18 protein-coding genes are annotated in these 23132 nt (G+C 70.9%); 10 read left to right on the forward strand and 8 right to left on the reverse strand.

What is annotated here, in order from left to right:
- Nucleotides 1-135: 135 nt before the first annotated feature.
- Complete coding sequence (locus DK412_RS01225; RefSeq protein WP_109970448.1) at nucleotides 136-1896, forward strand: ABC transporter ATP-binding protein; 1761 nt, start codon at nucleotides 136-138, stop codon at nucleotides 1894-1896.
- Nucleotides 1897-2217: 321 nt separating this feature from the next.
- On the opposite strand, the gene DK412_RS01230 is transcribed toward DK412_RS01225, so the two are convergent.
- Nucleotides 2218-3183 (reverse strand): C45 family autoproteolytic acyltransferase/hydolase, encoded by a 966-nt coding sequence (locus DK412_RS01230; protein ID WP_109970449.1) that lies wholly within the window; start codon nucleotides 3181-3183, stop codon nucleotides 2218-2220.
- Between the two features lie 27 nt (nucleotides 3184-3210).
- Complete coding sequence (gene gcvA, locus DK412_RS01235; protein WP_109970450.1) at nucleotides 3211-4116, reverse strand: transcriptional regulator GcvA; 906 nt, start codon at nucleotides 4114-4116, stop codon at nucleotides 3211-3213.
- 139 nt (nucleotides 4117-4255) lie between these two features.
- Between gcvA and DK412_RS01240 the strand changes: the two genes are divergently transcribed.
- Entirely contained in the window at nucleotides 4256-5086 is an 831-nt protein-coding gene (locus DK412_RS01240) for an EamA family transporter (RefSeq protein ID WP_204165474.1), read from the forward strand.
- 4 nt (nucleotides 5087-5090) lie between these two features.
- Here DK412_RS01240 and DK412_RS01245 read toward each other — a convergent pair whose 3' ends face one another.
- Nucleotides 5091-5711 carry a pyridoxamine 5'-phosphate oxidase family protein gene (locus DK412_RS01245; RefSeq protein WP_109970452.1) on the reverse strand — a complete coding sequence of 207 codons (621 nt, stop codon included), beginning with the start codon at nucleotides 5709-5711 and terminating at the stop codon, nucleotides 5091-5093.
- Between the two features lie 288 nt (nucleotides 5712-5999).
- Here DK412_RS01245 and repA point away from each other — a divergent pair, with 288 nt between their 5' ends.
- From repA to DK412_RS01280, 7 genes are all read left to right on the forward strand, one after another.
- Nucleotides 6000-7220: a plasmid partitioning protein RepA gene (repA, locus tag DK412_RS01250; protein ID WP_109970453.1), complete on the forward strand. Its 1221-nt coding sequence runs from the start codon at nucleotides 6000-6002 to the stop codon at nucleotides 7218-7220.
- Nucleotides 7217-8251 (forward strand): plasmid partitioning protein RepB, encoded by a 1035-nt coding sequence (gene repB / locus DK412_RS01255; protein ID WP_109970454.1) that lies wholly within the window; start codon nucleotides 7217-7219, stop codon nucleotides 8249-8251. The genes repA and repB overlap by 4 nt, the downstream gene beginning before the upstream one ends.
- A gap of 196 nt (nucleotides 8252-8447) precedes the next feature.
- Nucleotides 8448-9587, forward strand: a complete 1140-nt coding sequence (locus tag DK412_RS01260) for a replication protein RepA (protein ID WP_109974990.1) — start codon at nucleotides 8448-8450, stop codon at nucleotides 9585-9587.
- A 1869-nt stretch (nucleotides 9588-11456) separates the two neighbouring features.
- Entirely contained in the window at nucleotides 11457-12197 is a 741-nt protein-coding gene (locus DK412_RS01265; RefSeq protein WP_109970455.1) for a damage-inducible mutagenesis protein, read from the forward strand.
- Entirely contained in the window at nucleotides 12115-13617 is a 1503-nt protein-coding gene (locus DK412_RS01270; protein ID WP_109970456.1) for a DUF6504 family protein, read from the forward strand. Before DK412_RS01265 ends, DK412_RS01270 begins: the two co-directional genes overlap by 83 nt.
- Before the next feature lie 252 nt (nucleotides 13618-13869).
- Entirely contained in the window at nucleotides 13870-17088 is a 3219-nt protein-coding gene (locus DK412_RS01275) for an error-prone DNA polymerase (RefSeq protein WP_109970457.1), read from the forward strand.
- A 68-nt stretch (nucleotides 17089-17156) separates the two neighbouring features.
- Nucleotides 17157-17450: a plasmid stabilization protein gene (locus DK412_RS01280; RefSeq protein WP_245447374.1), complete on the forward strand. Its 294-nt coding sequence runs from the start codon at nucleotides 17157-17159 to the stop codon at nucleotides 17448-17450.
- Nucleotides 17451-17546: 96 nt separating this feature from the next.
- Here DK412_RS01280 and ssuD read toward each other — a convergent pair whose 3' ends face one another.
- The 5 genes from ssuD to msuE all read right to left on the reverse strand — a co-directional run bounded on the left by ssuD (nucleotide 17547) and on the right by msuE (nucleotide 22130).
- Complete coding sequence (gene ssuD / locus DK412_RS01285) at nucleotides 17547-18710, reverse strand: FMNH2-dependent alkanesulfonate monooxygenase (protein WP_109970458.1); 1164 nt, start codon at nucleotides 18708-18710, stop codon at nucleotides 17547-17549.
- A gap of 250 nt (nucleotides 18711-18960) precedes the next feature.
- On the reverse strand, nucleotides 18961-19785 hold the full coding sequence (locus tag DK412_RS01290; RefSeq protein ID WP_109970459.1) for an ATP-binding cassette domain-containing protein: 825 nt from the start codon (nucleotides 19783-19785) through the stop codon (nucleotides 18961-18963).
- Nucleotides 19786-19816: 31 nt separating this feature from the next.
- On the reverse strand, nucleotides 19817-20602 hold the full coding sequence (gene ssuC / locus DK412_RS01295) for an aliphatic sulfonate ABC transporter permease SsuC (RefSeq protein WP_109970460.1): 786 nt from the start codon (nucleotides 20600-20602) through the stop codon (nucleotides 19817-19819).
- A 5-nt stretch (nucleotides 20603-20607) separates the two neighbouring features.
- Nucleotides 20608-21552, reverse strand: a complete 945-nt coding sequence (locus tag DK412_RS01300; RefSeq protein WP_109970461.1) for an aliphatic sulfonate ABC transporter substrate-binding protein — start codon at nucleotides 21550-21552, stop codon at nucleotides 20608-20610.
- Nucleotides 21549-22130, reverse strand: coding sequence for an FMN reductase (gene msuE / locus DK412_RS01305; protein WP_109970462.1), 582 nt, complete (start codon nucleotides 22128-22130; stop codon nucleotides 21549-21551). Before msuE ends, DK412_RS01300 begins: the two co-directional genes overlap by 4 nt.
- Before the next feature lie 558 nt (nucleotides 22131-22688).
- On the opposite strand from msuE, the gene DK412_RS01310 reads away from it, so the two are divergent.
- Complete coding sequence (locus DK412_RS01310) at nucleotides 22689-23099, forward strand: TerB family tellurite resistance protein (protein WP_245447375.1); 411 nt, start codon at nucleotides 22689-22691, stop codon at nucleotides 23097-23099.
- Nucleotides 23100-23132: the final 33 nt, after the last annotated feature.

A 23132-nucleotide genomic window follows, 5' to 3' on the forward strand; every position in this document is an offset into this window, starting at 1 on the left:
ATTTTCCGACGAAGCGGAAACCGGTTCGTCGAAGAAAATGCGGCAAAATCAAAGACCTAGAGAACTTCGCGATGGCAACGCACGCGTGAATGGCTCTAGCCCCCTCCCCTCTCCCAGATCCCCGATGAGTCCACGATGCGTGCCCTGATCGACCTTCTCCGCGCCATGACCCCGCGCGAGCGCCGCCGCGCCGGGCTGATCGGGGCCGGACTGGCGCTCGCGGCCCTGCTCGAAGTGGTCGGCGTCGCCTCGGTGGTGCCGTTCCTGACACTGGTCGGCGATCCGGGCGCCGCGGCACGGATGCCGGCGCTGGGGGCGATCCGCGACGGGCTTAGGTTGACCGACGACCGCAGCTTCCTGATCGTGATCGGACTGAGCGCGTTGCTCGCCATCCTCACCACCTCCTGCGTCAATGCCGGCCTCACCTACGCCCAGCTGCGCTTCAGCCACAGCGTCGGCTACGGCTTCGCCCGCCGGCTCCTGTTCCGCACCATCGACCGCGAGCGGCTGTTCTTCACCACCGCCAACAGCGCAGCGCTCGCCAAGACGATCCTGAGCGAGACCGACCGCCTCGTCGTCGGCGTCCTGACCCCCGCCACCGTCATCGCCTCGCGGGCGACCTCGGCGAGTGCCGTGATCGTCTTCCTGCTCGTCGTCTCGCCGCGCCTCGCGCTGATCCTGGGTGCGGGCTTCGGCGGGCTCTATGTCGGCATCTTCCTGGTGGTGCGGGCGCGGCTCGCGCGCATCGGCGCCCGGGCGGTGGCTGGCAACGAGGGCCGGTTCCGGGTGGTGCACGAGACCCTCGGCGGCCTCACCGAATTGAAGCTCTACGGCAGGGCAGAAACCTTCGCGCGCCGGTTCGAGGCGCCGGCCCGCGCCTACGCGCAAGCCAGCGCCGAGAGCCTGCTCACCGGGCAATTGCCGCGCTTCGTCATCGAGGCGCTGGCCTTCGGGGGCGTCATCGTGGTGGTGCTGTTCGCGCTCTCGCAGGGGCTCGACACCGCCGGCATCCTGCCGCTGCTCGGCCTGTTCGCCTTCGCGGGCTACCGGATGCTGCCGGCGTTCCAGAACGTGTTCAACGCGCTCGCGCTCCTGCGCTTCACCCTGCCGGCGGTGCGGCTCGTGGTCGAGGGGCTCGACGGCGAGCGCGCCTCCACCCCCCGGACGCCCGAGCGCCTGCCGTTCCGGGACGCGATCCATCTCCAGGACGTCCGGTTCGACTACGAGCCCGGCCGCCCGGCCCTGTCGGACATCGATCTCACGATCCCGGCCCACGCCACGATCGGCCTCGTCGGCCGCACCGGCTCGGGCAAGTCGACCCTGGTCGGCCTGATCCTCGGCTTCCTCACCCCCACCTCGGGCCGCATCACGGTCGACGGCACGACCCTCGATCCCGCCACCCTGCCGGCCTGGCAGAACCGCATCGGCTACGTGCCGCAGGATATCTTTCTGATCGACGGCACCATCGCCGAGAACATCGCCTTCGGGCTCGACGCGATCGACGCGGCCGCGGTCGAGCGGGCGGCGCGGCTCGCCGGCGCGCACGACTTCGTCGCCACCCTGCCGGAGGGCTACGCGACCCGCGTCGGCGAGCGCGGCGCCCGGCTTTCCGGCGGCCAGCGCCAGCGCATCGGCATCGCCCGGGCGCTCTACCACGACCCCGACGTGATCGTGTTCGACGAGGCGACCTCCGCCCTCGACGACGAGACCGAGGGCGTGGTGATGCGGGCGGTGCAGGGTCTTGCCGGCACCCGCACCCTGATCATGATCGCCCACCGCCTCACCAGCCTCGCCGGGGCCGATACGGTGCACGTGCTGGAGGCCGGACGGATCGTCGCCTCGGGCCCGCCGGAGCAGGTGCTGCCGCAGCTGGCCCGCACGGGTGATCAGGGGTGATCCCGTGCGGGCGCGCGGAAGCGGTCCTTCGACAGGGCGGACAATCCACCGTAAGCCACCTCCCCTTTCCCGGACGACTGCAGCGAAGCGGAAGGAGATCCGGGATCCAGGAGAGAAGTGCCGCGAAGCGGCTCTGCATGATGCACCGTTGCTGACAAACAGACGCTTCGCGGCTTCTTGTGCTGGATCCCGGATCTCCTTCCGCTGACGCTTCAGTCGTCCGGGAAAGGGCGGTGGATTACAACGAAGCATCCAAGATCCAACGTGCGCACCCGCCGGTCGCGGAGTGCGGCACGCCGCGATCGGGCGATGTTCCAGGGATCAGGCTTCCAGCTCGCCGTAATCGTGGGTGTAGGCCCCCTCCTCGAACCGGTCGAAGCCCTGGCTCCAGCATTGGCCGGGCCAGAGGTAATCGACCCGGCCCGCCTCCGGCCGATACACGGCCGTGTAGGCGGTGGTGAAGCTGAGCTTGCGCGAGTAGAGCGGCGGCGCGAAGAAGCGCGCCGCCAGGGTCTCGAGGGTCATCGACGGATCGTCGAGGGCCTCCTCCAGCACCCGCTGGCGCAGGGCCGAGCGCGAGGCGGGCAGGATCCGCTCCTGGTGGTTGGTGCAGGTTTTTTGCCGCGTCACCGCGGCCTCGCGCCGGGGCCCGAGGAAGACCGTGGCGTGGTCGCCGGTCCGGTCGAGCAACGTGACGTTGTGGAGCTGCACCGCCGGGAGGCGGCGGAGCGCGGCGACGCCCTCCGGCACCGAGCCGCAGGTCTCCAGCACGTAGCGCAGCATCTGGATGATGGCAAAACCCTCGCCGCGCCGGGCGAGGCCGCCAAGCGTGCAGCTGGCCACCAGCCCGTCCTCGTTCATCCCGTCGAGGCAGCCGCCCCAGGGCCGCTGCACCATCCCGATCACCCGCCGCCCCGCCCACGCGGTCAGCTCGATGCGGCCGGTGATCGAGGTCAAGGGATAATCGTAGTTGCGGATGAGGGCCGGCCCGTCGTCGCCGAGCCACACCGCCTGGCTGCATCCCTGGCGGTGGGGCGCCGGGCGGTAATGGCTGAGGATGCGATGGGCGAGGTCGTCGTCGCCGACCATCCCGCACAGGTCGTCGTAATGCGGGACGAGTTCGGGCATGTGGCGCGTAAGCGCAGCCCGGCACTCGGCGGCGTTCGGCCGGTCGGGCGCGCCGTCGCCGAGATACCACCGCGCCGCCTCGTCCCGTCCGTCCCGGAAGCGCGCGAGCCACGCAGGCCCGGGCCGGTCCTCGCGATGGGCGGTGAAGGTTTTTTCCATGATGACGGCATGTATGCGCCCGGACCGTCAGGCTCCAGGCCGCGCGGCAATCGGACTGGCCCCCTCCGCTTCGATCCAGGCCAGGAAGGCGGCGACCGGCCCGGCCGAAGCCCTCCCCTCCCGCGCGTAGGTGCAGTAGCTCCGGGCCGGGAGACGCGGTCCTGCGAACGGCGCGACGAGGCGGCCCCGCGCGAGGTCGTCGGCGATCAGGGCCGTCGGGCCCATGGCGACGCCGATGCCGTCCAGCGCGGCCTGAAGCGTGAGGTAGAAATGGTCGAGGGTCAGCGCCGCTTCCGGCTCCAGCCCCGGGATTCCGGCGGCGGCCAGCCAGTCGTCCCACAGCCGCGGCAGGCTCGCGCTGTGCAGCAGCGTGTGATGCCGGAGATCCGCGGGTTCGCGAAGCGGCACCCGGTCGCGCAAGCCCGGGCGGCAGACCGGCAGCCGCTCCTCGGACAGGAAGACCCGGGCCGTCAGTCCATAGAACGAGTCGGGCCCGCCGCGGATGGCGACGTCGCCCGGATCGGCCAGGGCCTCGAGCGGCTGGTTCGAGGTCTCCAGCCGGACCCGGATGCCGGGATGCCGCGCCCGGAACCGCGCGAGCCGCGGCACCAGCCAGCGCAGGGCGAAGGTCGACGGCGCGTTGATCCGCAGCACCGCGCCCGCCTCGTGGCCGTATTGCGCCGTCGCGGCGGCGATCCGGTCGAGGGCCGGGCCGATTTCCGCCAGATAGGCGCGGGCCGCCGGGGTGAGCACGACGCGCCGGTTGTGCCGCTCGAACAGGCTCGCCCGCAGCCACTCTTCGAGCCCGCGCACCTGCTGGCTGACGGCGCCGTGCGTCACCCCGAGCTCGTCCGCGGCGGCCTTGAAGCTGCCGAGGCGGGCGGCAGCCTCGAAGGCGCGAAGGGCATTCAGGGGAGGCAGCGCACGCCGCATTCGGGTGAGTTTTCCTGTCTCGTTCCGGCTGAACAAATGGTTTGTCGGGATGGCGTGCAAGAGCCACCCTCACGCGTGCCCCCATCAACCGCGTGACTCCGATGCCCGACACCCTGACCCGCCGCGCCGAGGCCGCCGCGTGACGCCGCTCGTTCTCGCTTCGGTCACCGGCGCCGCGATCCTGCATGCGGGCTGGAACGCCCTCCTGCGCGGCGGCAGCGACCGGCTGTGGTCGATGACCCTGATGATGGTCGCGGTCAGCGTCGTCACAGGTGTCGCCGCTCTGGTCCTGCCCTGGCCGAACGCCGCGAGCCGGCCCTACGTGATCGCCTCCGCGCTGATCCATGCCGGCTACAACCTGTCCCTGGTGCGGACCTACCGCATCGGCGATCTCGGCCAGACCTACCCGATCTCCCGCGGGTCCTCGCCGGTGCTGGTCGCGCTCGGCGCGATGATCTTCGCCCATGAGGCCGTCACCCTCGCTTCAGGCCTCGGCATCGCGCTCGTCTCCGGGGGGATCGTCTCGCTGGCCTTGCAGGGCCGAACGGTCCGAGCCGAGGTGCTGCCGGCGGCGCTGACCACCGGCGTGCTGATCGGCGCCTACACGGTCGTCGACGGGGTCGGGGTGCGGCTCGCGGGCGACGGCGTGGCTTACGCCAACGCGATGTTCCTGCTGTGGAGCCTGACGATGCCGCCGCTCTACCTCGCCCTGCGCGGCCGGCAGATCCCGGCCTATTCGCGACGCGAGACCGCGATGGCGCTCGCCGGCGGCGTGGTGTCGATCCTCGCCTACGGCATCGTCATCGGGGCGATGCAGTTCGGCGCGATGGGCGTGGTTTCGGCCTTGCGCGAGACCAGCGTGGTCTACGCCGCGCTGATCGGCCGGATCTTTCTGAAGGAGCGGCTGACGGCGCAGCGGATCGCCTCCTGCCTGGCGATCGCCGCGGGCGCGGCCTGCCTCGCCGCCTGATCCCTCACCACATCGTCTGCTTCGCCCGCTCGGCCCATGCCCCGTCGTAGCTCTCGCCGCCGACGCGGCCGTCGCTCAACGCGGCCAGGATCTGGCCGGGGGTCGGCAAGGTCCTGGGATCGACCTGGGCCTCGGCCCGCCACAGACCGGAGCGGATCAGCGCCCGGGCGCACTGGAAATAGACCTCGCCGACCCGGATCACCATCACCGTGCGGGGCGCCTTGCCCTCGACGGCGAAGGACGCGCACAGGTCAGCATCGTCCTCGATCACCGCCCGGCCGTTGACCCGGAGCGCGTTGCCGATGCCGGGGATCAGGAACATCAGCCCGACCCGCGGGTCGCGGATGACGTTGCGCAGGCTGTCGATGCGGTTGTTGCCGCGGCGGTCGGGCAGGAGCAGCGTCCGCGGGTCGGCGATCCGCACGAAACCCGGACGGTCGCCGCGGGGAGAGCAATCGAGCCCCTCCGGACCGCAGGTTGCCAGGGCGGCGAACGGGGCGGCGTCGATGAAGCGGCGGTAATGCGGAGTGATGTGATCGGTCACCTTCACGGTCGAGGCCTCGCCGACGGCGCCGAATGCGCCGTAGACCCGCTCCAGATCCGCTTCCGTCTCCAGGATCGCCATCGTCTCCTCCCTTTCGCCGCCGGGTGTCGGGTTCTTAGGAGAGCGGGTGGTGCGTGAACATCGAGAAGATTGCACCCAAGCGTGAGCGGCGCTCACGGAGCCGGCGATCCAGGCTTTCCCGGTTGCCACCTGGCAACGATCCGAGGCGAGAAGCGGTCCAGCTCCGTGTTGCCAGGTGGCAACCGCCCCCGCATGGTTAACGAAGCTTAACCAAAAACCGTTTGCGTCGTCACGGCCACGCTGGCATCGTCTTACGGAATTTCTCCGTGATGCGTCCAGGAACCGTAAATGCCCGATCAGCCGCAGGAGCAGGCGCGAGCCGCAGGCTCCGACCGTCCCTCGATCACCCGGATCATCGCCGACGACGGCGGCGCCCTGTCGAGCGAGCTGAACGCGCTGCGGCGCACGCTCTTCCCGCCGGCCTCGCACAAGCTCCTGCGCTCGTTCTCCTCCGGCGAGGCGGCGAAGCTGATCGGGGTCGCGGACGGCTACCTGCGCCAGCTCTCCCTCGCGAGCAAAGGCCCGCAGCCGGAGATCGGCCCGGGCGGCCGGCGCTCCTACACGCTCGGACAGATCAACGAGCTGCGCCAGCTCCTCGATGACGGCCCGAAGGCGAAGGGCTACGTGCCGCATCGCTCCGGCGACGAACACTGCCAGGTGCTGGCGGTGGTGAACTTCAAGGGTGGATCGGGCAAGACCACCACGGCGGCTCATCTCGCCCAGTACCTCGCCCTGCGAGGCTACCGGGTGCTCGCCGTCGACCTCGACCCGCAGGCCTCGCTGACCGCGCTCCACGGCTACCAGCCGGAGTTCGACGTCGGCCCCAACCAGACCCTCTACGCCGCGATCCGCCACGACGACGAGCAGCGCCCCCTGAGTGAGGTGGTGCGCAAGACCTACTTCCCGGGCCTCGACCTCGTGCCGGGCAACCTCGAACTGATGGAGTTCGAGCACGACACCCCACGGGTGCTGGCCGACCGCAACGCCGAGCCGTTCTTCGGCCGCATCGCCACCGCGCTCGGCAGCGTCGCCGACGATTACGACGTGATGATCCTCGATTGCCCGCCGCAGCTCGGCTTCCTGACGCTCGGCGCGCTGTGCGCCGCCACCGCGATGCTGGTGACGGTGCACCCGCAGATGCTCGACGTGATGTCGATGTGCCAGTTCCTGTTGATGGCCTCCGATCTGCTCGGGGTGGTGCAGGAGGCCGGGGCCGACCTCGATTACGACTTCCTGCGCTACGTCGTGACCCGCTACGAGCCCTCCGACGCGCCGCAGACCCAGATGGTCGGCTTCATGCGCTCGCTGTTCCGCGAGCGGGTGCTGACCCACCTGATGCTGAAATCGACCGCGATCTCGGATGCCGGCCTGTCGAAGCAGACCCTCTACGAGATCGGCCGCGAGAGCTTCACCCGTGCGACCTACGACCGGGCGCTCGAGGCCCTCGACGGGGTCAACGGCGAGATCGAAGGCCTGATGCACCGCGCCTGGGGACGCGTGCCGGCATGAAGCGCAAGGATGCCCTCCGCGCGGCTCTGGGCGCCCGCTCCGCCGATCGCGAGACGCCGGAGTTGCCAGCTGGCAACCCGGCCGGACCGGTGGAAACGCCCCCTGAGGCGCCGCGCCCCCTGGTGCGCTCCGGCGCCGTCGGCGCCATGGGCCGCAGCCTCGGACGCATCGCCAGCGCGGCGGCGGAGGCCCGCGCCATGGTCGCCTCCGGCGACCGGGTGGTCGAGCTCGATCCCTCCCTCATCGACGGGTCCTTCGTGCAGGACCGCCTCACCGGCGACCCGGCCGAGCACGCCGCCTTCGTCGAACTGATCCGCGAGCACGGCCAGCAGGTACCGATCCTGGTGCGGCCGCATCCCGCCGCAGAGGGCCGCTACCAGGTGGCCTACGGCCATCGCCGGTTGCGGGCGGCGATCGAACTCGGCCGGCCGGTGCGGGCGGTGGTCAAGGCGCTCACGGACGAGGATCTCGTCGTCGCGCAGGGCCAGGAGAACTCGGCCCGGGCCGATCTCAGCTACATCGAGCGGGCCCTGTTCGCGATCGCGCTCGAGGATCGCGGCTTCGACCGCGCCACCATCATGGCGGCGCTCGCGGTGGAAAAAACCCAGCTCTCGCGCCTGATCGGCATCGGCCGGGCTGTGCCGGCGGAGGTCGTGGCGGCGGTCGGCCCGGCGCCGAAGGCCGGGCGGCCGCGCTGGACCGCGCTCGTCGAGGCGCTGGCGCGGGACGGGGCAGGGGAGGCGGTGACCCGCCTCCTCGCCGCCCCGGATTTCTCGGAGCTCTCCTCCGACGACCGCTTCGCCCGGCTGCTCGCCGGCCTCACCGCGCCGCCGCCGCGGCCGGCCCCGGCGCCCGCGGTCTGGACCAATCTCGGCGGCCGGCCGGTGGTGCGGGTCGAGCGCGGGCGCCAGGGCACCCAGCTCACCGTCGACGACACCCTCGAGCCGGACTTCGCCGCCTATCTTATCCAGAGTCTTCCACAGCTCTACGCCAGCTTCACCGAGTCGAAGACGCGCGACGAGACCGATTAAGGTTCGATCCACGATGGGACCGGCGGGACGAAGACTCGCCGGTTAGGCACAGAGATTCACAGGAATCTGTCGCTCTGCTTCGAGAATCGGCCGGACTCGACTCGGCCGATTCGGGTTTCGCGCGTTAGGACTCATCGACAGACAACAGTCACGACGCGTGCCCGGACGGCGCGCGTCCCCGTGCGGAGCCCTCTTGGTGGAGACGACGACCCCGCCGCAATCCGCCCTCGAACCGGTCGAGGGCGTGCGCGACGCCGACCTGATCGAGATCGTCGAGAAGGCGCGCGGCAGCGTCGCCTACAAGGCGACGCTCGCCTTCGTGCGCGCCAGCCAGGCCAAGCGCGACGCGGAAGCCGAGGCGCGCGACAAGCTGGTGGTGCTGAAGGCGGAGGCCGCGGCCGAGCGCGCCCGGCTGCCCCGCAACGCCCGCCGCCGCGACATGGTGCGCGAGGTGATCGAGAACGAGCCGGCGGCGCCCGAGAACATCCAGCACATCCACTCGGTGCTGGCGCTCTGCGGCCTGCCGTATCGCGAGCCGAAGGGCGTCACCAACGTCTCGCGCGAATACGGCCGCAACACGCTCGCTATCAATGCCGGCCGGCTCATCAACCCGTCCACCGGCGAGATGGAGATGCAGGGGCTGCCCTACGGCCCCAAGGCGCGCCTCCTCCTGCTGCATCTCTGCACCGAGGCGGTGCGCCAGCGCAGCCCCAAGGTCGAGGTGGCGCAGAGCATGTCGGGCTTCATCCGCGACATGGGCTTTCCGGTCACCGGCGGCGAGCGCGGCACGCTCAAGCAGTTCAAGGAGCAGCTCAACCGGCTCGCCGCCTGCTCGATGCAGATCGGCCTGTGGGACGGCACCCGCGCCTCGACCCTCAACGTACCGCCCTTCCGCCAGATGGACGTGTGGCTGCCGCTGCACAACCACCCGGACCAGGGCCTGCTCTGGTCCTCCACCATCACCTTCCACCGCGAGTTCTACGACAACCTGATCCAGCACGCCCTGCCGGTCGACATCCGCGCCGCCCGCGCCTTCGCGGGCTCGGCACGCAAGCTCGACCTCTTGTTCTGGGTCGGCTACCGGCTCTCGCGCCTGGAGCGGCCGCTCCGCCTGACCTGGGACAACCTCTACAAGCAGTTCGGCAGCGAGAACGGCTCGATCCGCTCGTTCCGCCAGGAATTCCGCAAGGACGTCGCCCATCTGACCGAGGTGTTTCCCCGCCTGCGCCTGACCCTCGACGACGGCGGGATGCAGCTCCTGCCCTCCGATCCGAAGGACCTGCTGGTGCCGCCCAAGGCGACCCTGGCAAATAGGCGAGCCCGCGCAAAGGCTTGATTCCGCCGACTTCCCTACGAGGGGAGGCGTGGGCTGGCCCGCGCGTGAGGCTCTGCGTGCGGGCGTCACGAGCCCGTCGCCTTTGGCACGACTTTGTATAGGATTTTTTCTTATCTTTGATTGCAGAGCGGACCTCGGCTCGGCATAGCTGAAAGCCTGCCGATCGTCGCCGGCCGCAAGGATCACCCTCCGCGTCATCCCGGGGCCGGGCAGTGGAAACTGGAATCCATAACTGCCGACGATGCCGGACGGAGCGGATGGCATTCAGCCTGGATCGGTACCGTCGGCGGTTATGGATCCCGGGTTCTCGCCTGCGGCAAGCCCCGGGATGACGATGGAGGGTCTGTCATCGGTCGAGGCAGCCATACGAGGATTGATTTCGAGATGTCAGGTCCAATCGATTGAGGTAAAATTCTGATATAGATTCAAAAAATATAGGAAAACTCTATATTTTTAATCTATTGAGGCAAAGAAGTATCGAATTATACGTCGATAATCGACACTAATATCATGGTCTGCTGCACCACAGCGCTCCGCCGGAGCCGCCATCCTGCGCCGAGTTGCCTACGCTCTACCACGACGCGGACCGCCCCCGAGCACGCTGACTCGCCTACGCCCCCACAGCCCCGCACGGCGCCCCGAATCCCGCGTCTTGCCCTTGAGATTCCGTGGCTTTTTCGATCCGCCCACCGCGCAGACCTGCCTACGGGACGTGACCGATCCCACGCCGAATTGCCTACGCTTCGCCGTGACCGGGCAGCCGGTCGGTAACCCTTTGCCCATGGGGCGCCACGAGTCGCGCCCAAGTATTGCCGGCACCCGGCAGCGTTGCGAGAGTCGCGCGAGAGTCCCGGATCGGGACGGCGACTCATCAGCCAGCGTACAGGCGAGTCGGATCCGACCGCTCAAGCCTCGGCTCGACTCGTCCCCGGGGAAGCGATCCCGGCTGTGCTGGGCTTTGTCGGACGAGGACTCGCAGGCCCGCGAGTCTCCGACTCGGCGGCGTGGTCCCTAGACTCGGGAGGGGAGGGGAAGGGGACCGCCTCGTACGGCCCGGCCCCGGATCATGGAGCCTCCCCTCCGGCCGATGCCGGACGGGCCGGATCTCGCCGATCGGACCCCGAAAAGCCCCTAACTTCCGAGTCCCAAAAGCCTTTTTATGGAAGATTCTGAATCCAGATTCTGAGTCTGAATCCGTAGAGCTATATGGGTATTATATGGGGTGGCGATTTTTCGAAGTCCTGCAAGGAGTTGGACCCTGTTCGCGTAGGCAGGTCTGCGCGGTCGCGTAGGCGACTCGGCGCAGGTGCGTAGGCAGGTCTGCGCGGAAGCGGGGGGCCGGCGAAGGCGACTCGGCGTGGCCCCGTAGGTTACTCAGCGCAGGGCCCCGATTAACAGCTTGGAAAGCTGTGTGAATCGCGGATGGCCCGCTGTAGGCGATTCAGCGTGCCGCACGAGGCCGCGCGACACCCCGGGCGACGCCGGATTCGCGGCCTCGGAGCAGCGTGCCGACCCCCGACGCACCGCGACCGCCGGAATCCCCGCCAGGAGGCCCGTGGAGGCCCGTTGCGCCCCAGGACAGTTCTACGGCACCTGCCGGCCTCGAATCCAGCTCAGCGGCGCTCCTGGCGGCTTTGCGGGGGTTGTCCAACGGCTGTGCCTGCCCGCAACCAGAATCGCACGCCCGCCCGATCCCCTTGTCCCATCGCGCTTTCCGGGCGGCGCCGACCCAGCTGTCCCCGCTGCCGTCAACAGGGGGCCTGTTCCCGGAGGCTCCGGCGGCGCCTCCATCCACAGCCCCGATTGACACTCTCGTGAAACCGAACAAAACAAGAACGAGTTGGTGTTTCGGTCGGTGATGGGCATGAGATGCGACAGGCCGAGCGGGAGCAGCAGCTCGCGGCATTGCGCGAGCGGATCGGTGGTCTGGCGCCCGAGGGGGCGGGCCGGCCGGTCCTGCCGTTCGGCGTCGCGGCCCTGGACGGGCACCTGCCGGGCGGGGGCCTGCGCCTCGGCGCGGTGCACGAGGTGCTGGCGGCCGGACCCGTGGACGGGGAGGGGGCCTTGGCGGCTTTGTTCGCCGCCGCGATCCTCGCGCGCCTCCCTGGCCCGGTCCTGTGGTGCCTGGCGAGCCGCGACCTGTTCGCCCCCGGCCTCGCCGCGGTCGGCCTCCACCCCGACCGGGTGCTCTACGCCGAGACCCGGCGCGAGGCCGAGGTCCTGCCCACCATGGAGGAGGGCCTGCGCCATCGCGGCCTCGCGGCGGTGGTCGGCGAGGTCGCCCGTCTCGGGCTCACCCCGTCGCGCCGGCTCCAGCTCGCCGCCGAGGGCAGCGGCAGCCTCGCCCTGGTGATCCGCCGCTGGGGCGCCGCCGTTCCGGAGCCGAACGCCGCCGCGACCCGCTGGAGCGTCGTCGCGGCACCATCCCCCGCTCTTCCCGTGCCGGGCCTGTCGCGGGCCCGCTGGACCGTGGCGCTCGTCCGCGCCCGGGGCGCCGAGCCCCGCACCTGGCTCCTCGAGGCTCCCGATGCGAAGGGTCGTCTGCGTGTTCCTGCCGACCTGGCCGACCGACCGCTGGCGACGCCGGAACGGCGGGCCGCCGCCGGATGAGCCCCTGGTCGCGGCGGCCCAAGAGGGGTCGCGCCGGGTGCTCACGGCCGTCGACCGCGCCGCCCGGGCGCTGCGCCTGCGCCCCGGCCTCGCCCTGGCGCAGGCGCAGGCCATGGTCCCGGGGCTCACGGTGATCGAGGCCGATCCGGAGGGCGATGCCGCGGCGCTCGCCCGCCTCGCGGCCTGGTGCCTGACCTATGCCCCCCTCGTCGCCCCCGACCCGCCGGACGGGATCTGGATTGACGTCGCGGGAGCGGCCCACCTGCATGGCGGCGAGGCGGCCCTGCTTGGCCATCTGCGCCGCCGCCTCGGCCGGGCCGGCTACCGGGTGCGGGTGGCGGTCGCCGACACGCCGGGCGCCGCCTGGGCCGCCGCCCGCTGCCTGAACCCTGAGACCGTGCTGCCGCCCGGCGCGCAGCGGGAGGCGCTTCCCGCCCTGCCGCTCTGGGCCCTGCGCCTCGATCCCGGCACCGTCGCGGGCCTCGCCCAGCTCGGCCTCACCCGGGTCGAGCACCTCGTGCACCAGCCCCGCGGCCCGTTGCGCCTGCGCTTCGGCGAGGCGCCCGCCCGCCGCCTCGATCAGGCGCTGGGCGTGTGCTCCGAACCCCTCGCCACCCTGGCGCCGCCGGTGGAGCACACGGTGCGGCTCGCCTTCGCGGAGCCGATCGGGGCGCCCGAGACGCTCGCCCGGGCGACCCGGCGGCTGACGGCCATGCTGGCCGACGCCCTCGCCCGGCACGGGCTCGGCGCGCGCCGGCTCGATCTGGTTTTTCGCCGCGTCGACGGGCTCGACCAGGCGGTCAGCGTCGGCACCGCCCGGCCGAGCCGCGATCCGCGCCACCTCGCCCGCCTCCTCGCCGAGCGCCTGCCCCAGATCGATCCCGGCCACGGCCTCGACGAGGCGCGGCTCACCGCCCCACGGGTCGAGCGCCTGGAGGCGCGCCAGCTCGCCGCTGCCGGCGACGAGCCGGATCCCGACACCATGGCCGAACTCGTCGACCGGCTGGTGCTGCGCCTCGGGCCGGGCCGGGTGTTTCGCAAGGCCCCGGTCGAGAGCGAGTGGCCCGAGCGCGCGGTGCGCCGGGTCGCCCCGTTGAGCCCCGCCGCCGGCGCGACCTGGCCCGCCGACCTGCCGCGGCCCGGCCGCCTGCTCTCCGTGCCGGAGCCGGTGGCGGTGCTGGCGGCACTCCCCGATGCGCCGCCCACAATGTTCACCTGGCGCGGCACCCGCCGCCGGGTGGCCCGGGCCGACGGGCCGGAGCGCATCTTCGGCGAGTGGTGGCTCGCCGACGACGAGGTCGCGGCGACCCGTGATTACTACCGGGTCGAGGACGAGACCGGCGCCCGCTACTGGCTGTTTCGCGATGCCCTCACAAGAGAAGGGGCGCGCTGGTGGCTGCACGGATTGGGGGAGGCGTGATGCGCCATATCCCCCGTACCTCGCCGGCTCCGGGCTTGCCGGCTCTGGCGGACGAATTTCATCCCCGCGACCTCATCCTGAGGTGCTGGGCGATCGTAGATCGCGCAGCCTCGAAGGAGGCCTCCAGGGATCTCCGGGACGTCTGGAGGCCTCCTTCGAGGCTGCCGCGAGCGGCAGCACCTCAGGATGAGGTCGTGAGTGGGACGGAAGAGAGGCCGGCCAAGCTGTCGTCAGCAGTCAAGCAGGCTCTTGATGGGCATTGAGCTCCAGGTCACCACCCACTACTCGTTCCTGCGCGGCGCCTCCTCGCCGGAGGAGCTTTTTGCGGCCGCCGCCCTCCTCGGCATCCGGGCGCTCGCCGTCACCGACCGCAATTCGCTCGCCGGGATGGTGCGGGCCCATGCCGCCGCGCGCACCACCGGCTGCCGCCTGATCGTCGGCTGCCGGCTCGACCTCGCCGAGGGCTGGAGCCTGCTCGTCTACCCCACCGACCGGGCGGCCTATGGCCGGCTGTGCCGGCTCCTCACCATCGGCCGCTCGCGCGAGCGGGCACCAAGCGGCGGTTGCCATCTGACAACCGCGGACGTCGCGGAGTGGAGCCGGGGCCTCGTGGCGGTGCTGCCCGCCGACCGGCCGGACGACGTGCTGACCGAGCGCCTGCGCATCCTGAAGGCGATCTTCGGAAAAAACCTCTCCTGCGGCCTGTCGCGCCGCTTCGGCGTCAACGACCACCTGCGCCTGGACGGCATCGCGAGCCTCGCCCGCGCCGCGCGGGTGCCGTCGGTCGCCCTTGGCGACGTGCTCTACCACATCCCTGAGAGGCGGATGATGCAGGACGTGGTCACCTGCATCCGCCTGAAGACCACCATCGCGGCGGCGGGGTTCGCCCGCGAGCGCCATGCCGGGCGCCACCTGCACGAGCCCGACGAGACCGCGCGCCTGTTCGCCCGCCATCCGGAGGCGCTGGTCCGCGCCGCTTCGATCGCCGAATCCTGCCGCTTCTCGCTCGACGAGCTCACCTACACCTACCCGGACGAGGCCGGCGAGGACGGCCGCCCGGCGCAAGTGCGTCTCGCGGCGATGACCTGGGAGGGGGCGGCGAAGCGCTACCCGGGCGGCGTGCCGGCGGCGGTGCGCCGACAGCTCGGCGACGAACTCGACCTCGTCGCCAAGAAGAATTACGCGCCGTACTTCCTCACCGTCGAGGCGATCGTCCGCTACGCCCGCAGCCAGGGCATCCTGTGCCAGGGCCGCGGCTCGGCGGCGAACTCGGCGATCTGCTGGTGCCTCGGCATCACCGCCATCGATCCGGTGGAGCAGGGGCTGCTCTTCGCCCGCTTCATCAACGAGAAGCGCGACGAGCCGCCCGACATCGACGTCGATTTCGAGCACGAGCGCCGGGAGGAGGTGATCCAGTGGATCTACGCCACCTACGGCCGCGAGCGCGCGGCGCTCACCGCCACGGTGATCCGCTACGGCGCCCGCGGCGCGGTGCGGGAGGTCGGCAAGGTGCTGGGCGTGCCGGAGGACGTCACCGGGGCGCTCGCCCGCCTGGTCTGGGGCTGGTCGCGCGAGGGCGTCGGCGAGCGCGAGGCGAGGGCGCTGGGCCTCGACCTCTCCGCGCGCCCCTTGCGGCTGACGCTGGAGATCGCCCGGGCGCTGATCGGCACGCCGCGCCATTTCGGCCAGCATCCCGGTGGCTTCGTCCTGACCCTCGACCGGCTCGACCTGCTCTGCCCGGTGGTGCCGGCCCGGATGGAGAACCGCCAGATCATCGAGTGGGACAAGGACGACATCGAGGTTCTGCGCTTCATGAAGGTCGACGTGCTCGGCCTCGGCATGCTCGGCTGCCTGAGCCGGGCCTTCGCGCTCTTGGCCGAGCACCGGCCCGAGACGAACCCGCCGCGGGAGATCGCCGACATCCCGCATGGGGACGAAGAGACCTACGCGATGATCCGGCGCGCCGACACGATCGGGGTCTTCCAGATCGAGAGCCGGGCGCAGATGGCGATGCTGCCGCGGATGCAACCCGAGAACCTCTACGACCTCACCATCGAGGTCGCGATCGTGCGGCCGGGCCCGATCCAGGGCGACATGGTCCACCCGTATCTCCGCCGGCGTCGCGGGCTCGATCCGGTCACCTACCCGACCAGGGAACTGGAGACCGTGCTCGGGCGCACCCTCGGTGTGCCGCTGTTCCAGGAGCAGGCGATGCAGGTCGCGATCGTCGCCGCCGGCTTCACCGCCGAGGAGGCCGACGGCCTGCGCCGTGCCATGGGCACCTTCAAGGGCGACGGCACGATCAACCTCTACGAGGACAAGCTCGTCCAGGGCATGATCGCCAACGGCTACGACCCGGATTTCGCCGCCCGCACCTACCGCCAGCTCGAAGGCTTCGGCTCCTACGGCTTCCCGGAGAGCCACGCCGCCTCCTTCGCCCTCATCGCCTACGCCTCGTCCTGGCTGAAATGCCGGCACCCCGACGTCTTCGCTTGCGCCCTCCTCAACGCCCAGCCGATGGGTTTCTACGCCCCGGCCCAGATCGTGCGCGACGCGCGTGCCCACGGGGTCGAGGTGCGGCCGATCAGCATCAACGCCTCGCGCTGGGACTGCACCCTGGAGCCGATCGGCGACGGGCGCCTCGCTTTGCGCCTCGGCCTGCGGCTGGTGCGCGGCTTGGGCAATCAGGACGGCGCCCGGATCGCCACGGTGCGGGAGGCCGATCTGTTTCGCTCGGTCGAGGATCTGTGGCGCCGGGCCGGGCTCTCGCTCAAAGGTCTGCGCAGCCTGGCGGCCGCCGATGCCTTCGCCTGCCTCGGGGCGGAGCGGCGCGAGGCTCTGTGGGCGATCCGCGGCCTCGCGCCCGCGCCCCTGCCGCTCTTCGCGGCGGCCGACCGGCGCGAGGCGACGCCGTCCCCCGAACTCGCCGAGCCGCCGGTGCAGCTCGCACCGCTCGGGGAGGGGGCCGCCGTGGTGGCGGATTACCGGGCCTCGGGCTTGAGCCTCGGCCGCCACCCGCTCGCCTTCCTGCGGGCGACGTTGTCCCGCGACGGCGTCTCGACCTGCGCCACCTTGCGCCGCCTGCGCGACGGCGCCCGGGTGACGGTGGCCGGGCTGGTGCTGGTGCGCCAGAAGCCGGGCTCGGCCAAGGGCGTGATGTTCATCACCCTGGAAGACGAGACCGAGGTCGCGAACCTGGTGGTCTGGCCGGCTCTGTTCGCCCGCCAGCGCAGCCTGATCCTCCAGGCCGGCCTGATGGCCGCCCGCGGCCGGGTGCAGCGCGAGGGCGAGGTGATCCACCTCGTCGCCGAGCACCTGATCGACCGCTCGGACCTGCTCGGCCGGGTGGCGGAGGACGCGGCCGGGACGCTCGCGGTCGATGGCGGGCGAGGGGACGAGGCGCGGCGCGGGAGTGCGGATCCGCGGGGTGTGGCGCGGCCGTTGCGGGTGGGGAGCCGAGATTTCCGGTGAGGTCGGGGGCTCTGCCCGATCATGGATATTCGCGTTATACTGCAGACCTGCCCTTAAGCGAATTGCCCATGGCCACGCTCACGATCCGCAATCTCGATAGCGACGTCGAAGAATCGCTCCGCGTGCGCGCCAAGTGCAACGGCCGCTCCGTGGAAGCAGAGGCGCGCGCGATCCTCTCCGAGATGGTCGCACCACCCCCGGGCGAGACGATCAATTTGGCCGAAGCGATCCGCCGCCGCTTCGCGCCGCTCGGCGGGGTCGAGCTTGAGCCGCACCCGCCGGTAGTGATCGAGCAGCAGAGGGACAGGGCGTACGAGATCATGAAGCGCCGCCGCAACGCGCTTCGCGAGCTTGCTCGATGAAATAAGTCCTCACGCCCTTTTCCGGTCTCCTTCCGCTCTCGCTTCAGTCGTGCGGGCCCGTTCCGGGCCGGGAAAGGAGAGGGGCCATCTATCCCCTCAATGCGCCGCCACCCCCCGCGCCGGCACGATGTCGTTGGCGATCACCTCGCCGAACGGGCCGTCGTTGCGGGCCCCCGTCGCTTCCGTCCCGGTGGTGCTGCGCAAGGGGAGCTTGGGGAAGACCAGCTCGGCGAAGCGGTAGGCCTCCTCCAGGTGCGGGTAGCCCGAGAGGATGAAGCGGTCGATGCCGAGGTCGATATACTCCTTCATCCGGTCGGCGACTTGGTCGGGGGAGCCGACGAGGGCGGTGCCGGCCCCGCCCCGCACCAGGCCGACGCCGGCCCAGAGGTTCGGCGAGACCACGAGCTTGTCGCGCCGGCCGCCGTGGAGCTGCATCATCCGGCTCTGGCCGACGGAATCCTGGCGCGCCAGGGTCGCCTGCGCCTTGGCGATGGTGGCGTCGTCGAGGCGCGAGATCAGCGACTCGGCCGCCTCCCAGGCGGCGCTTTCCGTCTCGCGCACGATGACGTGCAGGCGGATGCCGTAGGAGAACGTCTTGCCGCGCTTGTCCGCCGCCTCGCGGGCCCGCGCGATCTTGTCCGCCACGTCGGCCGGGGGCTCGCCCCAGGTGAGGTAGACGTCGCAATGCTCGGCCGCGACCTCGATCCCGGCCGGCGACGAGCCGCCGAAATAGAGCGGCGGGTAGGGTTTTTGCACCGGCGGGAAGATCAGCCGCCCGTCCTCGAGCCGCAGGTGCTCGCCCTCATAGGTCACGGTCTCGCCGGAGAGGAGGCCGCGCCAGACCCGCAGGAACTCGTCGGTCACCGCGTAGCGCTCGTCATGGGCGAGAAAGACGCCGTCGCCGCGCAGCTCCACCGGATCGCCGCCCGTGACCACGTTGATCAGGAGCCGCCCGTCCGAGATCCGGTCGAGGGTCGCGGCCATGCGGGCGGCGGTGGCGGGCAATTGCAGGCCCGGCCGCACCGCCACCAGGAAGCGCAGGCGCTTGGTCAGGGGGACGAGCGCCGAGGCGACGACCCAGGAATCCTCGCAGGAGCGCCCGGTCGGCAAGAGCACGCCGAAATAGCCGAGCTCGTCGGCGGCCTGGGCGATCTGGCGCAGGTAGGGCAGGGTGACGGCCCGGGCCCCTTCCTGCGCGCCGAGGTAGCGGCCGTCGCCGTGGGTGGGCAGGAACCAGAGGACGTCGGTCTGGCCGGTCATGGGGGACTCCGTGAAGAGGTTTTAAGCGCCGATCTGCCTGCCGGAGCAGACGAGAGGACACCGACATCGAGAACTCTCCGCGTCATCCCGGGGCTCGCCGGAGGCGAGAACCCGGGATCCATAAACGCTGACGCTTCAGGATGAGGCGAAACGCGATCCGCTTCGTTCTCCAACGTCGGCGTTTATGGATCCCGGGTTCCACTTTCGCGGCCCCGGGATGACGCGGAGGGTGACAGTGTCGTCGGGCGAATCAACGTCGCCCATCGAGAAGATGATCGAGGATGCGCCCCTCCAGCGCCGCCAGCTCCGGATCGCCGCGGCGGCGCGGGCGGGGCACCGGTACCGCGACGTCGAGGGCGATGCGGCCGGACTCGACCACGAGGATGCGGTCGGCGAGGGCCACCGCCTCGGCGACGTCGTGGGTGACGAGGAGGGCGGTGAAGCCCTGCGCGCGCCAGATCCGCTCGATCATCGCCTGCATGTCGATGCGGGTCAGCGCATCGAGGGCGCCGAGGGGCTCGTCGAGGGCGAGGAGCCCCGGGCGGCTGACGAGGGCGCGGGCGAGCGCCACCCGCTGGCGCTGGCCGCCCGAGAGGGTCGAGGGCCATTGCCCGGCCTTGTCGGAGAGGCCGACCTCCTGCAGCGCCGCTGCGGCGCGCTCCCGCCGCTCCGCCGCCGAGCCGTCGCGCAGGCCCACCGCGACGTTGTCGAGGACCCGTGCCCAGGGCAGGAGCCGCGGCTCCTGGAACATGATCCGGCGCGGGGCCTCCCCGCCCTCGACGGTGACGCGGCCCGCGCTCGGCGTCTCGAGGTCGAGGATCAGCCGCAGCAGGGTGGACTTGCCGCAGCCCGAGCGCCCGACTACGGCGACGAACTGGCCGGCCGGGATGTGCAGGTCGAGCCCGTCGATGACGGGCTTGCCGCCGTCGAAGCTCTTGGACAGGCCGCGCAGGGCGAGGCCGAGGCCGGCACTCGTCCGGTCGCGGGCGATCTCGCGGTCGATGACCTCGCGGTGCAGGCGGGCGGGAGAGGCGGGCACAAAACCCTCGAACCGGCGCAGGGTGCTGGCGAACATGGGAAGAAAATCCTGGAAGCAGGAGCGGAGGTCAGGCCGAGCGGTAGGCCGGGTTCCAGGCGAGGCAGGCGCGCTCCAATTGGCGGGTCAGCAGGTCGGCGACCTTGCCCAGCAGCGCGTAGATCAGGATCGCCAGCACCACGACGTCGACCAGCATGAACTCGCGGGCCTGCATCGCCATGTAGCCGAGGCCCGACGAGGCCGAGATCGTCTCGGCGACGATCAGCGTCAGCCACATGATGCCGAGGGCATAGCGCAGGCCGACGAAGACCGAGGGCAGGGCGCCGGGCAGCACCACGCGCCGGAACAGCTCAGGCCCCGACATGCCGTAGATCCGGCCCATCTCTACCAGCTGCGGATCGACCGAGCGGATGCCGTGCAGGGTGTTGGCGTAGATCGGGAAAAAGACCCCGAGCGCCACCAGGAAGAGCTTCGCCTCCTCGCCGATGCCGAACCACAGGATCACCAGCGGGATCAGCGACAGGTGCGGGATGTTGCGGATCATCTGCACGGTGGTGTCGGTGAGCCGGTCCGACAGGCGCGACAGGCCGTTGGCGAGGCCGAGGACGAAGCCGATGCCGCCGCCGATCAGGAAGCCGCTCGCCGCCCGCAGGAAGCTGACGCCGAGATTGGTCCAGAGCTCGCCGGTCTCGGCCAGGCGCCAGCCGGCGGCGGCCACGTCGAGGGGGGCGGGCATCAGCCGGGTCGAGACGAGGCCAGCCGAGCCGGCGGCCTGCCAGCCGAGGAGGATCACGGCCGGCAGGAGCCAGGGGGCGAAGCGCCGGGCCGCCGCGGCGGGGGAGGGGAGGGTGGGCATGATTGTCAGCCGTTCTGCGAGACGGGCGCGCGGAGCGCGTCGGCGATGCGGATCGGGCGCGGGATCAACCCGAGGGCATGGAAGCGGTCGGCGACGCGCTGCTGCTCGGTCACCGCCCCGGAGGTCATCGGTCCGATCACGTAGTCGGTGCGATCCACGGCGCGCCGGGTCGCGGGCAGCGGCACGCCGGTGCCCTTGGCGAGGAGCGCCGCCACCTCGCCGCGGTTGGCCGCGCACCAGCGCGCGACGTCGGCGAGCGCGTCGAGGGCCGCGTCGAGCACCGGCCCGCGCTCGGCGGCGAAGGTCCGGTGGACGAGGAAGAAGCTGTTGGGCTTGGCGATGTCGTTGGCGAGCGTCAGCACCCGCGTCGTCGGCTGCATCTCCGCGATGGCGAAGTAGGGGTCCCAGATCGTCCAGGCATCGACGCTGCCGCGAGCGAAGGCGGCGGCCGCATCGGCCGGTGCCAGGGTTACCGGCTCGATGTCGCGGTAGGTCAGCCCCGCCGTCTCCAGGGCCGCGATGGTGAGGTTGTGCGCGCTCGACGCCTTGGCGAAGGCGACCCGCTTGCCCTTGAGGTCCGCCAGGGTGCGGATGGGTGAATCCTTCTGCACCAGGATCGCGGCGCCCGAGCCCGCCGCTTCCATCGCCGCCACGTAGACCAGAGGGCTCCCCGCGGCTTGGGCGAAGATCGGCGGCGCGTCCCCGGTCGGGCCGAGATCGATGGCCCCTAAGCTGATCGCCTCGAGGAGCGGCGGGCCGAACGAGAACTCGACCCAGGTCACGGTGACCCCGAGGGGCTTGAGCTTCGCCTCGATCGCACCCTGCTGCTTGGCGACGACCAGGATGCCGCTCTTCTGGTAGCCGATGCGCAGGGTGTCACTGGCCGCGGCGCGCGCCGGCAGGGCGGCGCCGGCCAGCGCCGCGGCCAGCAGGGTGCGGCGGTCGATCACCGGACGCCCCCGGCGACGCGGGGAAGCGCCGCCGCAGCAGTGGCGCGGGTGCCGGCAAGGGCCGCCAGCTGGCTGCCGGCCTCGGTGACGCGCTGGCGGATCGCCGCGGAGTCGAGACCGCCCTCGCGAAAATCGGCGTTCGAGGCATAGACGGCGGTCGGCACCGTGAGCGCGGTGAAGAAGCCGAAGAGCGGGCGCAAGGCGTGCTCGACCACCAGCGCGTGGCGCGGCCCGCCGCCGGTGGCGGCGAGCGCCACCGGCTTGCCGGCCAGGGCTTCGGGCGCCACGAGGTCGAACAGGTGCTTGAACAGGCCCGTATAGGCGCCCTTGTAGACGGGGGTGCCGACCACGAGGGCGTCGGCCTCCTCCACCGCCTCGACGATGCGGCGGGCCGGCAGGGAGAGCTGGTCGCGGGTGAGCGCGGCCCCGAGGCCGGGGCCGGCATCGACGAGGTCGAAGATCCGCACCTCGACCGGCAGCCGCACGGCCGCCTCGGCGGCGATCGCCTCGACCAGGGTGCGGGTCTTCGAGGGCCGCTGGATGTTCGCGGAGAAGCCGACGAGGCGCGGTCGCGTCATGGAGGTCGTTGTCCGGTGGTGAGGGGCGCGAGGCACGGACGTGCCGTCACGACCCCGGTGCTCGATGCCCCTACGATGCGGCCGAGGCCGAGATCCGTCAATGAAATGAGATTTTAAATGCGCGTATAGCGGGAGTTTATCCTGCTATAGAATTAGCCAAAGAGAGAAAAAGCGGCTCGCTTCCCGGGGCGAGACGAGAAAGATCGCGAATGTTCTGCCGGATATGCCGATACAGCTGCGATCCGGGTACGGCGATCGACCGGGCGCGGTCTCCGATGGCGCGGTGCAGCCCTCTCCCGCCCGCATCGAATGCGGCAACACCTCTTCAAGCATATATCCGGGATTAAACCATCATCTCAAACGTAATCAAGCAAAGTCAGCCGCTATATGGGGATGTCATCCGGCAAATGGAATAGACCCGACTGCAAAAATACTCGCCCTCGACCGCCATCCCGATGATCGACACCGCCGCATCGTTGCGGTAATCGACCGTCTGCGCTGACCACCGCTCAGCACAGATCCAGATCACCTTGCCAGGGGCCCCCGACGATGTTCAACATGTTCAAGTCGCAGACCTCGCTCGACCTCACGCCGCGGACCTGCCTCGCGGTCTCGCTGATCTACTGCATGAGCGCCGACGGCGAGATCGACCCGGAGGAGATCGGCCACCTGATGTCGGTGCTCGGCCGCAACGCGACGCGCCAGAGCCTCGATTCCGCCGTCCGCTACGCCCGCGCCACCCAGCCGGCCCAGTTCCTGGCCGACGCCGCGCCGCGCCTGCGCCCCGAGCAGCGGCTCTGCATCATCCTCAACATGATCGACAGCGCCATGGCCGACGGCGAGGCCGAGGCAGGCGAGCAGCAGCTGATCATGCAGTTCGCCCAGGCCTTCGGCCTGTCGGAGAACGACCTGAACCCGTATTTCCGGGCCCTGGTGGCGAAGAACGACCGGGCGGTGCTGGATCGTTGAGGAGCTTCGTCGTTTCGGAGTTCTGACTAAAAT

The sequence above is a fragment of the Methylobacterium sp. 17Sr1-1 genome (assembly GCF_003173775.1).
In the GTDB taxonomy this organism is placed as follows: Bacteria; Pseudomonadota; Alphaproteobacteria; order Rhizobiales; family Beijerinckiaceae; genus Methylobacterium.